The 12,825-nt window shown below is 63.3% G+C and carries 12 protein-coding genes; 1 reads left to right on the top strand and 11 read right to left on the bottom strand.

Annotated elements, in window-relative coordinates:
* Positions 1 to 52 precede the first annotated feature (52 nt).
* The 7 genes from IT775_RS09640 to IT775_RS09610 all read right to left on the bottom strand — a co-directional run bounded on the left by IT775_RS09640 (position 53) and on the right by IT775_RS09610 (position 6,413).
* On the bottom strand, positions 53 to 1,483 hold the full coding sequence (locus IT775_RS09640; protein WP_212700898.1) for an aldehyde dehydrogenase family protein: 1,431 nt from the start codon (positions 1,481 to 1,483) through the stop codon (positions 53 to 55).
* 20 nt (positions 1,484 to 1,503) lie between these two features.
* On the bottom strand, positions 1,504 to 2,436 hold the full coding sequence (locus tag IT775_RS09635) for a 4-hydroxyproline epimerase (RefSeq protein WP_212700897.1): 933 nt from the start codon (positions 2,434 to 2,436) through the stop codon (positions 1,504 to 1,506).
* Positions 2,427 to 3,386, bottom strand: a complete 960-nt coding sequence (locus IT775_RS09630; protein WP_212700896.1) for a dihydrodipicolinate synthase family protein — start codon at positions 3,384 to 3,386, stop codon at positions 2,427 to 2,429. The genes IT775_RS09635 and IT775_RS09630 overlap by 10 nt, the downstream gene beginning before the upstream one ends.
* A 108-nt stretch (positions 3,387 to 3,494) precedes the next feature.
* On the bottom strand, positions 3,495 to 4,217 hold the full coding sequence (locus IT775_RS09625; protein WP_212700895.1) for an amino acid ABC transporter ATP-binding protein: 723 nt from the start codon (positions 4,215 to 4,217) through the stop codon (positions 3,495 to 3,497).
* The gene (locus tag IT775_RS09620) at positions 4,214 to 4,876 is read right to left on the bottom strand and encodes an amino acid ABC transporter permease (RefSeq protein ID WP_212700894.1); all 663 of its coding nucleotides are present in this window, start codon (positions 4,874 to 4,876) and stop codon (positions 4,214 to 4,216) included. Before IT775_RS09620 ends, IT775_RS09625 begins: the two co-directional genes overlap by 4 nt.
* Before the next feature lie 12 nt (positions 4,877 to 4,888).
* Positions 4,889 to 5,551, bottom strand: a complete 663-nt coding sequence (locus IT775_RS09615) for an amino acid ABC transporter permease (protein WP_212700893.1) — start codon at positions 5,549 to 5,551, stop codon at positions 4,889 to 4,891.
* Between the two features lie 61 nt (positions 5,552 to 5,612).
* A complete protein-coding gene (locus IT775_RS09610) occupies positions 5,613 to 6,413 on the bottom strand; it encodes a transporter substrate-binding domain-containing protein (RefSeq protein WP_212700892.1) in 801 nt (266 codons plus the stop codon).
* A 139-nt stretch (positions 6,414 to 6,552) separates the two neighbouring features.
* Between IT775_RS09610 and IT775_RS09605 the strand changes: the two genes are divergently transcribed.
* Positions 6,553 to 7,221, top strand: a complete 669-nt coding sequence (locus IT775_RS09605) for a GntR family transcriptional regulator (protein WP_212700891.1) — start codon at positions 6,553 to 6,555, stop codon at positions 7,219 to 7,221.
* A 316-nt stretch (positions 7,222 to 7,537) separates the two neighbouring features.
* Here IT775_RS09605 and pdxA read toward each other — a convergent pair whose 3' ends face one another.
* From pdxA to IT775_RS09585, 4 genes are all read right to left on the bottom strand, one after another.
* Positions 7,538 to 8,536 (bottom strand): 4-hydroxythreonine-4-phosphate dehydrogenase PdxA, encoded by a 999-nt coding sequence (pdxA, locus tag IT775_RS09600; protein WP_212700890.1) that lies wholly within the window; start codon positions 8,534 to 8,536, stop codon positions 7,538 to 7,540.
* Positions 8,533 to 9,744 (bottom strand): four-carbon acid sugar kinase family protein, encoded by a 1,212-nt coding sequence (locus IT775_RS09595; protein WP_212700889.1) that lies wholly within the window; start codon positions 9,742 to 9,744, stop codon positions 8,533 to 8,535. The genes pdxA and IT775_RS09595 overlap by 4 nt, the downstream gene beginning before the upstream one ends.
* Positions 9,745 to 10,421: 677 nt before the next feature.
* On the bottom strand, positions 10,422 to 11,486 hold the full coding sequence (locus tag IT775_RS09590; RefSeq protein ID WP_212700888.1) for a tartrate dehydrogenase: 1,065 nt from the start codon (positions 11,484 to 11,486) through the stop codon (positions 10,422 to 10,424).
* Between the two features lie 47 nt (positions 11,487 to 11,533).
* Entirely contained in the window at positions 11,534 to 12,601 is a 1,068-nt protein-coding gene (locus tag IT775_RS09585; protein WP_212700887.1) for an Ldh family oxidoreductase, read from the bottom strand.
* Positions 12,602 to 12,825: the final 224 nt, after the last annotated feature.

The raw sequence follows: 12,825 nt of genomic DNA, 5'->3' as shown, positions 1-12,825 counted from the left end.
CGCAAATCCCTTTTCCGGGGGTGCGGCAGGTACCGCGCCCCTGTTTGCCACATCAGGCCAAGGTGTAGGCGGTCTTCACCGTGGTATAAAACTCAGCGGCGTAAGTCCCCTGCTCGCGCGACCCGAAGCTGGATCCCTTGGTGCCGCCGAAGGGCACGTGGTAGTCCACCCCCGCCGTCGGCAGGTTGACCATCACCATCCCCGCCTGCGCGTGCGCCTTGAAATGGGTGGCGTGTTTCAGCGAGGTGGTGCAGATGCCGGCGCTGAGCCCGAATTCGGTGTCGTTGGCCACCGCAAGCGCCGCGTCGTAGTCCTTCACCCGGATCACAGAGGCGACCGGGCCGAAGACCTCCTCGCGGTTGATCCGCATGGCGGCATCGGTCCCAGTGACCAGCGCCGGGGCCATGTAGAAGCCTTCCGTTGCCCGGCCCAGGCGTTCACCGCCGATCACCTCGCCGCCATCCGCTGCGGCGATGTCGAGATAGCTCAGGTTCTGGTCAAGCTGGCGGGCGTCCACCGCCGGTCCCATCTGCGTCTCCGGATCCAGCGCGTGGCCGACCTTCAACGCGTGCATCCGCTCGATGAGCGCGGCGACAAAACGGTCGTGGATACCTTCGGTCACCACCAACCGCGACGAGGCGGTGCAGCGCTGGCCGGTGGAATAAAAGGCGCCGTTGAGGCAGGCTTTCACCGCGACGCCGAGGTCGGCGTCATCGAGCACCACCATCGGGTTCTTGCCGCCCATTTCCAGTTGTACCTTCTTCAGGCGCGCGCCGCAGGCCGCAGCGATGCCGCGCCCGGTCGGCACCGAGCCGGTGAAGGAAATCGCGTTCACCCGGGCGTCCTCGATCAGCCGCGGGCCGAGTTCCGAACCACGCCCGATCACCAGGTTGACCACACCCGCGGGCAGGCCCGTGCGCGACAGAATCTCGACCAGCGCATGGGCGCAGCCCGGCACCAGTTCGGCCGGTTTCAGGATCACCGCGTTGCCATGGGCCAGCGCCGGCGCGATCTTCCAGGCGGGGATCGCGATCGGGAAGTTCCACGGCGTGATCAGCCCCACGACGCCGACCGGCGCGCGGGTGACGTCGACACCGATGCCCGGACGTACGGAAGCGAGGTGATCGCCGCGCTGACGCAGGCACTCGCCGGCGAAGAACTTGAATATCTGCCCGGCGCGGGCGACCTCGCCGATGCCCTCGGCCAAGGTCTTGCCCTCCTCGCGTGACAGTAGGCGGCCAAGCTCTTCCTTGCGGGCCAAAAGCTCGCTGCCGGCGGCATCCAGCACGTCGAAACGCTGCTGCGGCGTCGTGGCGGCCCAGAGCGGCGCGGCATCCCGCGCGGCGGCGATGGCGCGATCCATGTCCTCGTCCGTTGCCTGGGCGGCATGGCCGAGCACGTCGCTGATATCCGAGGGATTGACGATTGCAGTGATGGCGGTGGTCTCCAGCCATTCCCCGCCGATGTAGTTTCTGAATTCCATGAAGTCTCTCCGATTTGGGGTCAGGGGCGGATGCCCCGCGCGTAGGGGTCCGCCGGGTCGAACAGCAGCTCGGCTTGCGCGGTCACGAAGGCCTGCCCGGTGACGGTCGGGACGATCCCGCCATTGACGCCGGGCCGGTAGCTCAGCCGATAGGTGCTGCCGATGATGCTCTCCTGCAGCCAATCCTCGCCGGGGGCGAGCAGCCCGTTGGCGGCCAGGCAGGCGAGCTTGGCGGATGTGCCTGTACCGCAGGGCGAGCGGTCGTAGGCGCCGCCGGGGCAGAGCACGAAGTTGCGCCCCTGCGCTGCCGCGGACCGGGCCGGGCCGGTGAATTCGACGTGGTCGATCCACGCGCCATCCGCCCCGGTAATACCAGCGTCCTGCAACGCCTGCCGCACCTTGAGTGCCGCCGCGCTCAGCGCCCCGATATTGGCGATCTCCAGCGCCACCGGCGCATCCTCGGTCAGGAAGAACCAGTTGCCGCCCCAGGCGACATCGCCGGTGACCGGGCCAAGGCCTTCGACATCGACCGTCACGTCCTTGTGCAACCGGTAGCTCTCGACGTTCACGACAGAGGCGGTGTTCGCGTCGTGCAGGTCCACCTCGACCACACCCACCGGGGTTTCGATGCGGTGCAACCCCGGTTCGATATGCCCCAGATGCGCCAGCGTCACAGCCGTACCGATGGTGGCATGACCGCACATGCCCAAGGGGCCGACCGGGTTGAAAAAGATCACCCCGGTCACGCAGTCCGGCACTGTGGCCGGCACCAGCAGCGCCCCGACCACGGCGTCATGACCGCGCGGTTCCAGAAGGACGGAGGCGCAGAAATCGCCATGTTGCCGCGCCAGCCGCAGGGCGCGCTCCGCGAGGGGACCGGCGCCAAGGGCGGGGCCGCCCCCGACGATCAACCGCGTCGGTTCGCCGCCGGTATGGCTGTCGATCACGCGCATTCGGCAACCACCCCGCCCTGCCGCGACCAGTCCGCATACCAGTCGCGGAACAGCCGGTACTGCGCCTCGGCATAGTTGCGCTGGCTGTCGCTCAGGCAATCGGCTTCGTTGAAATGCAGCGCGTATTCGGCATCGCCGTTCAGCACCATCAGGTACTTGTAGTAAAGCACCAGGTCCGCACCCTCGTCGAAGGAGGACAGCACGCCAAGCGCCTCCTCCAGTTCGCGCGCCCTGACACGCGCCTCGGCATTGCCTGCCGCCGCGTTCTGGCACAGCGCCACAAGATGCAGCACTTCCTTGGGCAGCGCATTGCCGATGCCGGTGATCGCCCCGCCGGCGCCGCAGTTCACGAAGCCGTGGTAAACCGTGGTGTCGACACCGATCATCAGCGTCACGCCGTCGTCCTTGCTGGTGATGGTCTCGGCGGCATAGCGCAGATCCTCGGCACCGCCGAATTCCTTGAAGCCGATCAGGTTCGGATGCTCATTGCGCAGTTCGAAGAACAGGTCGGCGCGGGTTGCGAAGCCATAGTAGGGACTGTTGTAGATCACCGCCGGCAGGTCGGGTGCGGCGCTGAGGATGGCGGAGAAATGCGCGCGCTGCGCGGTGACCGCGGTGCCGCGCGACAGCACCCGCGGGATGACCATCAGCCCCTGCGCCCCGACCCGGGCGGCATGGGCGGCATGGTCCACCGCACTGGCCGAATTGATCGCACCGGTGCCGACGATGGTGGGCAAGCCGGCTTCGACCAGCCGCGCCACGCCTTGCTGGCGCTGCGCGTCGGTCAACAGCGGCCAGTCGCCCATCGAGCCGCAATAGACCACGGCCGACATGCCCGCCGCGATCAACTCCTGTCCCTTGCGCACAAGCGCGTCGAAATCCGGGCTCCGGTCCGGCTTGCAGGGGGTCATGAGGGCCGGGATGGTACCGGTGAAGATGTTCTTGGTCATGGGGCTTTCCTTTGTCGAGTTCCCGTTATCCCGGCGCACCGGGGGTATCGCCAGCGGGAGCTGCATGCCTAACCCGCTGAGCTGTTTCAGCTTTTCTATTTCGAAGTCCTAGCGGACGTTGGCGAGAAAGCGGCGCGTGTGTTCCGACTGCGCGTCACCGAATATCTGCGCCGGCGGGCCGATTTCCTCCATCGTGCCCTGGTGGAAAAAGGCGACCCTGTCACTGACATCGCGGGCAAAGCCCATTTCATGGGTGACACAGATCATCGTCATGCCCTCCTCGGCCAGCAGCCGCATCGTATCGAGCACCTCGCCCACCAGTTCCGGGTCCAGCGCCGAGGTCGCCTCGTCGAACAGCATGTAGTCGGGTTCCATCGCCAGCGCGCGGGCGATTGCCAGCCGCTGCTGCTGTCCGCCCGACAGCGCGTTTGGATAGGAATTCAGCTTGTCTCCGAGGCCGACATGGCCCAGCTGTTTCGCCGCCACGTCGCGCGCCTCGGCCATGGACAGCCCGCGCACGATGCGCGGCGCCAGAGCGACGTTTTCCAGCACGGTGAGATGCGGGAAACTGTTCCATTGCTGAAACACCATGCCCAGTTTTTGTCGCAGCTTGTTCACGTCGGTGCCCTTGGCGTGGACGTCGGTGCCGTCCACCACCACGCGGCCCTGGTGGATCGGCTCCAGCCCGTTGATGCAGTAAAGCAATGTCGACTTGCCCGATCCGGAAGCACCGATCACCGACAGGACTTCGCCTTTCTGAACCTCCAGGTCGATACCTTTGAGCACATGCAATGCGCCGAATTTCTTGTGCAGATCGCGGATTTCAATCATTGCGCCCACCTTTGTTGGAGTTTCGCGGCATAGCGCGAGATTGGATAGGACAGCGCGAAATAGAACGCGCCGGCAAGAGACAGGATGAGGAAGGGTTCCTGGGTGCGGGTGATCAGGATCTGGCTGGCCTTCAGCAGTTCGACATAGCCCAGCACGGAGACCAGTGCGCTGTCCTTCATCACCCCCAGAGCCACCCCGACCCAAGCCGGAAACACCGCCCGGCCGCCGATCGGCAACACCACGTAGCGCAGGTCCTGCCAGTAGCTCATGCCGAGGCTGCGCGCGGCGCGGCGCATCGGCCGGCCCACCGCCTCGATCCCGCCGCGCGCCACATTGGCAACCAGCGCTGCGGTGTACACCGTCAGGATCACCACGCCAGAGGCGAAGGGATCGAGATTCAGCCCAACGATTGGCGCGAAGTTGTAGAAAAGCACCAGTTGGATGATCAGCGGCACCGACCGGAAGATGTCCAGCACCGGGCTCAGCGTTGCCGCGGCCAGCAGCCTGCCCTCAAACAGCAGCCAGCCACAGATCGTGCCGATCACCGTACCCAGAAAGATCGAGACGCCATAAACCAGCAAGGTTCGCCAGGCGGCCTCGGCCAGGAAGACCATGTCCGCCGGTCTGAAGCCGCTGAAGAAGTGTATGGTGTCGTTCATGTCCTCTCTCCCTCAGTAGCGGAACAGGCGCAGGGCCATCAGGCGCGAAGCGCCGAGGATGATCTTCACGATCGCGTAGTAGATCACCGCGGTGACCGCGAAATATTCGAAGATACGGAAGCTGCGGGACGCGAAGAACTGGGTTTCGCCCGACAGTTCTCGGAAGCCCACCATCATGCCAAGCGAGGACATCAGCACCGCCCACACCATCTGGTTGGTGATCGGGTGGTAAACAATGCGCAGCACTTGCGGAATAACGATGCGCAGATAGGTCTGCACCGATGTCATGCCCAGCGACCGCGCCGCCCGTATCTGGGTATCCGGCACCGCCTGGAAACCGCCGCGGAAATTTTCCGCCAGGTATCCGGCGCAGTTGAAGGTCAGCCCGGCCAGCACGATCGTGTAGGGGCTCAGGTGCCAGCCGAAGGCGCCCAATCCGAAGCCGAAGAAAAACAGCTGAAACAGCGCCGGAGTGTTGCGCGCCAGTTCGACCCAGGCCGAGGCGAACCAGCGCAGCGGCCCGCGCATATGCAGCCTGATCAAGGCCAGCCCCAGCCCGATGACGATGCCGCACGCCATCGCCAGCACCGCGACCTGAAGCGTGACCATCCCGGCCTCGATCAGGTCCGGCAGGCTTTTCAGCACCGGTCGCCAGTGGAAATTGTAGTCAAACATGCGAAGGCCCTTGTAGGGGCCCCTGCCCGGTCTGTCCGCGCAGGGGCATGATCGGGAAAGCTCAGTACATCACGCCGGGAATGCGCAGTTCGGGGGCTTCGCCGCCGACATATTTGCCCCAGTGTTCCTGATAGCGGCCCGAACGCACCTGGTGGGTGACGAAGAGGTTGAGGAAATTCAGCCAGGTCACATCCTCGCGCTTGCCCACGACCGAGGTGTAATCTGTGGTCCAGGGCATCCGTGGCCCGGCTTCCAAACCTTCATACTGTTCGATCACCGGCTTCACCGCGGTATTGGTGGTCAGACCGATATCGGCCTTGCCCTGCGCCACCGCGAGGAACACCTCGTTCTCGGACTGGTAGCCCTGGTAGAGATCCTCCTCGCCCCATTCCGCTGCGATTTTCAGCCATTCCTGTTCGGGCATGGTCCCCACAGCCGCCGCCACCCGCTTGCCACGGATGTCCTCAAAGCTCTTGATGCCGGTGTCGCTGCCGACCACCCCCTGCGAGTAATAGATCGCGTATGGGATCGTGAAACCCACGGTGCGGGCCCGGGCCAGCGTATCCGAAGTGCCGCCGAACACCACGTCGGCGCGCCCGGTGACGATCACCGGCAGGCGCTCGGCCCAGGTAACCGGCAGGATTTCGTAGTCCACCTCGAGCGCGGCGGCGAGGTCCTTGCAGTATTCGACATCGAAACCCGCCGGTTCGTTGTTTTCATCGCGGTAGCCGATGGGCGGGAAATCCAGCACCACGCCGCAGCGCAGCTTGCCTGCATCGATCACGTCATCCAGCGTGTCCGCCCCGGCCGGGGCCGCTATCGCCAGTGTAAGCGCGCCAAGCGCCAGACATTTCTTCAGCATCTTATCCTCCCGTTTTGTGATGCGTCGTTTGCACTTTCAATTCCCTATCGTATATTGGATCCAATTTACAATATAAAAAATTACAACCCTTCATCTCGCCGGCAATCTCGGCTAGGGATGCATATAGGAGGATGCCTGAATGAAGTTGAAATCAGTGGATATTTCCAAGACGGCCTCGGCCTCCTCTATCGTATTCGACGCCCTGCGAAAGGCGATCATCGAAGGCGACCTGGCGGTGGGAGAGCCGCTGCGACAGGACGAAATCGCCCGGCTGTTCAACACCAGCCGAATCCCTGTGCGGGAAGCGATTTCGCGGCTCGAGGAACAGGGGCTGGTCAAGGCGCAGCGCTACAAGGGCGCCGTGGTGGCCGGACTGGAACCCGAGGAGGCCGCCGAAATATTCGATTTCCGCGCGCTGCTCGAAGCGGAAATCATCCGTCGGGCGGTGCCCAAGATGTCCGAAGAGCTGTTGCGCCGGGCGCGCGGCTATTGCGAAGCGTTCTCGGCCTCCTCCGACCCGATGACCTGGGGCGATCTGAACCGTGAATTCCACTCCGCGCTCTATAACGCCAGTGATTTGCCCTACCACCTCGAGGCGGTGGATAACGCCATGGACCGCGTCGACCGCTATCTGCGCGCCCAGCTGGTGCTGTCGGACGGGATGGAGCGCGCCAACCGTGAACATATGGCGATCCTTGAAGCCTGCGAAAAGGGTAACGCCGAAGAGGCCAGCGCCCTCACTCGCATGCACATTCTGGGCGCCAAGAAATCGCTGCTGGAGCACCTGAACGGCCTGTCGCGTCGTTGAGGCGCGATGACGAACAGCCGAAATGCAAAGGGGCTTGAATGTGATCGCCTCGGCGCCAGCCTTTCGGATAACGCCCCCTCGGCTCCAACCGCCGCACTGCTTTCATCCCTGAACTGGAACAATACCCGGCCTACATCCCTCTTGCCGGGTCAGCCGCCAATCCCGGAAATAGCCTTTCACGAAGCCGGCCACATAGGCCAGAAGTTGGCCGACGGTTAACAGTTCTGGAGATTGCAGAGACGCGCTTGCCTGACTAATTGTCCAAAGCTGCGCTCTCTCCAACTCGACACAAGTCGGTTGTCTTGACGCCACCCACTCAGACCTTCGACGCGAGTTCCGCAGCTTGACGAAGCGCCTCCTGCAAGCTGCGTTCATCAGCCCTGCCGGTGCCCGCGATATCAAAAGCCGTCCCGTGATCGACAGATGTACGGATAACCGGCAGCCCGACGGTGATGTTGACGCCACTCTCGATCCCAAGGACTTTGACCGGGCAATGGCCCTGATCGTGGTACATCGCGACGACGATGTCGAAATCACCGCGTATCGCCCGGAAGAACAATGTATCGGCAGGAAGTGGGCCACTCACGTCCCAGCCCATTGCCTGCGCTTTTTCGACCGCAGGCACCAGCTTGGTTTCCTCCTCGCGATTGCCGAACAGGCCGTTTTCCCCTGCATGTGGATTGATCCCGCAAACCGCGATACGCGGCTGCGCGATCCCGATCTTGTTCAGCGTCACCTGCGCCCGTTCGAGGGTGCGGAAGACGAGACCCGGTTCGATCTTGTTGATCGCGTCGATCAGGCCGATATGCACCGTCACGTGAATGACGCGAAGGCCCGGCGCGGTCAGCATCATCGACACTTCATCGACACCGCACAGATGCGCCAGCAATTCGGTGTGCCCCGGGAACATGTGCCCGGCCTTGTGCAGGGCTTCCTTGTTCAACGGCGCGGTACAGATCGCACCGATTTCACCGGCCAGTGCAGCTTTCGCCGCGCGCTCGACATAGCGAAAGGCCGCTTCGCCGCAGATGCTCTGGACGTGTCCGAATTCCACTCCCGCGCCGATCACCTTGAGATCGACACAGTCGATCACACCCCGTTCGAAAGTTGCCTCACCGGGATCGGAAATCGCCCGCACCTTCTGCGTGCTGCCGACAATCTCGCAGGCTTCCCGCAGGCGCACCGCGTCACCGAATACCAGCGCCCGGCACTGGGTATGCAGCTGATCGGATTCGAAACTCTTCACGATGATTTCGGCGCCGACGCCGGCGGGATCCCCCATCGTGATGCCAATGATCGGACGAATGTCGGTCATAAATCGTTTCCTTGTGATGGGAGTGTCAGTTGGTCGATGCAGGTCGCAAGTGTGTCGGCTTCGCCGAAATCGCCAGCCTTGCTCACGAAGCGGAGGTCCGGGCGGTCGATCGGGTGGCCAAGAACCACCCCCGGGGCGAGTTCGCCTTCCACCTTGATGCGGTCGCAGCCGAGCGCCCGCAAACACGCCCGTGCCGTGTCGCCGCCGCTCGCGATCAGCGCCCCGGCGTGGCTGGCGGTTTTTGCGACAACTTGGGACATCGCGGCGGCATGATCCCGGCTGAGACAATCCTGCGTGGCCGCAGGGGGATAGAGAAGGACGTGACGCCCCTTTGCCAGCAATTCCGCGGCGCGCGCTACGCAGCTTTCGACGCCTCGGGCGATCTCGATGATGGCCACGTCGGGACGCGCTGCCACGTGTTCGATCTGAGCGCGGGCGGTCCTCGATTGGCTTGCGATCGCCATCAGTACCGGTGTCGCTGGTGTGGCAGGAGCAACCGGTTTGTCCACTTCGCGTGGTGTCATCAGGCAACTCAAGGCACGTGCCAAACCGGCGGCGCCCACGCATACTGGCATCGTCTCGAAAGTGGTCGCGGTTTCCGCTATGATTAAAAGGTCCTCAGGCGTTTCTGTGTCCAGAATGACGGCCTCGACACCAGCGATCCTGCGCTCCAACAAGTGCGCCATCAACGCCTGGGCACCTTCACGGAGCTTGCCCAGATGAATTTCTTCTGCACGCAGGCCAGATAGCAACAACCGTTCGCTCATCCGGGCGGGCAGTTGGCCGCCGAAGGCGGCGCATTCATGGCGCCAGATATCCGTTTCTTCCAGCGGCACGCCACGCACGAATACCCGGCCATCAATGACCACGCGATCATTCTCCGGAACGGCCGGAGCGATGAGCATCGGTGCGGTACGATCATTGTCAGCGGTCGAGAGCGCGCGCAATTCGGCGCCGATTTGTCCCCTGAGCGTAGAATCGATCTTTTTGAACACGGAACGTCCAGCCGTGTTATCAGCGAGCGCTTCGCGCACTCTTTCATGAGCTTCCTCAGCCGTCCGGTGGCGAGTGTCCAAATCCAATGCGATGACCTCGAAATCAGTCTGCACATCGTGACCATCCAACAATATCATTGCTGAAAAACCGCACGTCGCAAATCCAGCCGCGGCGTCGGCGGCTCCGGTATAATCATCCGCAATGATCAGCATATATACTCCGAGTGTCAGAGGGGCTCAGTAAGTGCTGTCTTCGGTTTCGAGCCCGTCCGACGGGAATATAGCGGTATGAGGTCGCGAGTGTAAATGAGATGGTATACCAAAATAATAGTTAAGTTAAAACAGCCCCACCTGTGTGGCCGGTTTGGGTATGCATACATGGCCGTCCCATATGCGCCCATGGTAATGCTCAGCGATGGCTGGGACGACTGTAACACCTCTGCCCAGAGTTCTTTCCCGAACTGAACCGATACCCCCGGGTTTTTCGGATTTTCACAGCCTCGCGAGCGGAAGGGGACGATATTTCCGGCCAAGATGTGCCCTGTCTCCACTTCGAGCCAATTGAAGACGGTTAGGTCCTGTTTTTAAAGTTTTTTCTCGCCTGCTGCGCAGCCCGTTCGGCTTTCATGGCTGCAGGCGCTTCCGCTTTCCATTGCGTATGCGCCATGTGCGTCATCCTAGGCCGATCCTCCGGGAATTCGGCCTATGAAGGCAAATCGGGCTCCCTCCAAGCTTTTCGCAGGGCTGTAGGGAAAGCACCAACCAAGGGTGTTTCCAGTTCGTTGATAAGAGAATGTTTGATCATGCGCGAAAGCTGGCAAACCATCTTACCTGCCTTGAGGCGATCCAATCTGACGTGACCATCTAAAGCTGTGACGAAACTTCGGGGATTACAGCGCCTCGATCACGGCACGGGTGACGTCCCTCGTGGTTGCCGCGCCACCCAGATCGGGCGTGTGGCAGGCGGGAGCCGCCGTCACCTTCTCGATCGCCGCCATCAACCGCGCCGCCGCTTCGGTTTCGCCCAGATGATCCAGCATCATTACCGCGCTCCAGAAGGTGCCCACCGGGTTGGCCACCCCTTTGCCGGTGATGTCAAAGGCCGATCCGTGGATCGGTTCGAACATCGACGGCGTGTTGCGTTCGGGATTGATGTTGGCTGTCGGCGCGATGCCGATGGACCCGGCCAGAGCAGCGGCGAGGTCGGACAGGATGTCCGCATGCAGGTTGGACGCGACAATGGTGTCAAGTGACGCCGGGTCCAGCGTCATGCGCACGGTCATCGCGTCGACAAGCATCTTGTCCCATTGCACGTCCGGGAAATCCTGGGCCACCTCGGCGGCGACTTCATCCCACAGAACCATGCCGTAACGCTGCGCGTTCGACTTGGTCACCACGGTCAGTTGCTTGCGCTCCCGAGAGCGGGCCAGATCGAAGGCAAAGCGCATGATCCGCTCCACCCCGGCGCGGGTGAAGATCGACACCTCGGTGGCGATCTCGTGCGGCAGGCCGCGATGACTGCGCCCGCCCTGCCCGGCATATTCGCCCTCGGAATTTTCCCGCACGATCACCCAGTCCAGATCGCCGGGCGCGACGCCGCGCAGCGGGCTCTGGATGCCCGGCAAGATCCGGGTCGGCCGGACATTGGCGAACTGGTCGAGCGGCTGACAGATCGCCAGCCGCAGCCCCCAGAGGCTGAGGTGGTCGGGCACGTCGGGCGCCCCCACCGCGCCGAACAGGATCGCGTCGAAGCCGCGCAGTTGCTGGGCGCCGTCCTCAGGCATGAAGCGGCCCTCGCGCTTGTACCTGTCAGAGCCCCAGTCGAAGTTTTCGACATCGAGCGCGAAACTCCCAAGCCGCCGCGACAGCGCGTCGAGCACCTCAAGCCCGGCCTCGATCACCTCGATCCCGATCCCGTCGCCGGGGATAGCCGCGATACGGTATGCGTTTGTCATCGTTCAATCCTGTTCCGTTTCCCTGTCTTCCTGTCTTGCCGGTGATTTCAGAACGGCACGCTCAGCCCGTATTCGTCCGCCAGCGCCCGCATAGCCTGCACCGTATCGGGATCGATCGGGATGCCCTCGGCGCGGCGCTGGCGCGCCACGTCCCATTCGCGGTCACCAGGGGCCATCACCCGAGCACCTTCACGCGCGGGCGACCCGCGCAGCAGGCCGAGATACCGCTGCATCCCCGCCCGGACCAGTTCCGCCCCGGCAAAAGCGTCGGGATCGAGCACCATAACGAAAGCGCCCATTTCGCGCGGGCTGGACATGTCCGGCCCACCCATCGGCAGGATGTCGGGGCTCAGCCGCATCCCGGTCATGACCGCGGACAGGATTTCTGCGAAACCGCCAAGCCCGGCCCCCTTGAAGCCGAAAGCACCCCCGACCGGTGCAAGCATCTCGACCGCATGGGGATCGGTGGTATCCACGCCCTCATGATCCGAGGCGATGCCCTCGGGCAGTTCCTGATCGAGCGAACGGTAAAGCAGGACGCGGTTGTACGGCACGGCGCTGGTCGCCATGTCGAGAAGCCAGGGGTTTTCCTCTCCGCTGGGAAGCGCGACCGAAATCGGGTTGGTGCCGTGGAAGCGGGACGCGCCGTCATGCAGTCGCACGAAACTGTCGGAATTGCAGACCGTCAGGGCCAGCATCCCCCGATTTGCCGCCGCCATCGTATAGGCGCCTGCGGGGCCGAAATGCGAACTGTTGCGGATGCCGACCGCCGCGATGCCGCATTCGCCGGCCATCTGGCAGGCGTGGTCAATGGCGGCATAGGTCGCGCGGGCGCCGTGACCGTGATCCGCGTCCAGCATTGCGGTGCCGCCGCGGGTTCGTTCCAGCTTCAGATCGGGGGACTTGTTCAGACGCCCGCCCCTGAAGGCCCCTACGTAGTGATCCAGCAACCGAACCCCGTGGCTGTCCACGCCATGCACTGACCCGTGCATCATCGCGCCCGAAGCCGCCTCGGCGGTGGCCATGTCGGTACCGGTGGCCAGCAGCACATCGATACAGAATTGCGCCAGGCGCGGTTCCGGCGCCAGCCTGATCCCGGTCTCGTTTTGTGCCATGATCTCCTCCAAGGTTATGCAGCTTTTTTGTCTGCACGCGTCGTCGACAAGCCCTTCGCCGCGGTTTGCAACTCGTCACGTCGACAGGCCCGATTGACAGGACTGGCGCAAACGGTCATTCGTTTGGTATACCAAAATGATGAGGACGCCAATGTTTTCCGCCAATCTGGGATTCCTGTTCACCGACCGGCCGATGGTCGCGCGCATCCATGCCGCTGCCGAGG

This window comes from Thalassovita aquimarina (assembly GCF_018219815.1).
Classification (GTDB): domain Bacteria; phylum Pseudomonadota; class Alphaproteobacteria; order Rhodobacterales; family Rhodobacteraceae; genus Thalassobius; species Thalassobius aquimarinus.
The sequence above is the reverse complement of the archived record's forward strand: the minus strand, read 5'-3'. Positions and strand labels throughout refer to the sequence as shown.

Excerpts from the sequence above, each read along its gene's own strand:
- IT775_RS09640 (WP_212700898.1), bottom strand. The coding sequence starts at position 1,483 with ATGGAATTCAGAAACTACATCGGCGGGGAATGGCTGGAGACCACCGCC.
- IT775_RS09635 (WP_212700897.1), bottom strand. The coding sequence starts at position 2,436 with ATGCGCGTGATCGACAGCCATACCGGCGGCGAACCGACGCGGTTGATC.
- IT775_RS09630 (WP_212700896.1), bottom strand. The coding sequence starts at position 3,386 with ATGACCAAGAACATCTTCACCGGTACCATCCCGGCCCTCATGACCCCC.
- IT775_RS09625 (WP_212700895.1), bottom strand. The coding sequence starts at position 4,217 with ATGATTGAAATCCGCGATCTGCACAAGAAATTCGGCGCATTGCATGTG.
- IT775_RS09620 (WP_212700894.1), bottom strand. The coding sequence starts at position 4,876 with ATGAACGACACCATACACTTCTTCAGCGGCTTCAGACCGGCGGACATG.
- IT775_RS09615 (WP_212700893.1), bottom strand. The coding sequence starts at position 5,551 with ATGTTTGACTACAATTTCCACTGGCGACCGGTGCTGAAAAGCCTGCCG.
- IT775_RS09610 (WP_212700892.1), bottom strand. The coding sequence starts at position 6,413 with ATGCTGAAGAAATGTCTGGCGCTTGGCGCGCTTACACTGGCGATAGCG.
- IT775_RS09605 (WP_212700891.1), top strand. The coding sequence starts at position 6,553 with ATGAAGTTGAAATCAGTGGATATTTCCAAGACGGCCTCGGCCTCCTCT.
- pdxA (WP_212700890.1), bottom strand. The coding sequence starts at position 8,536 with ATGACCGACATTCGTCCGATCATTGGCATCACGATGGGGGATCCCGCC.
- IT775_RS09595 (WP_212700889.1), bottom strand. The coding sequence starts at position 9,744 with ATGCTGATCATTGCGGATGATTATACCGGAGCCGCCGACGCCGCGGCT.
- IT775_RS09590 (WP_212700888.1), bottom strand. The coding sequence starts at position 11,486 with ATGACAAACGCATACCGTATCGCGGCTATCCCCGGCGACGGGATCGGG.
- IT775_RS09585 (WP_212700887.1), bottom strand. The coding sequence starts at position 12,601 with ATGGCACAAAACGAGACCGGGATCAGGCTGGCGCCGGAACCGCGCCTG.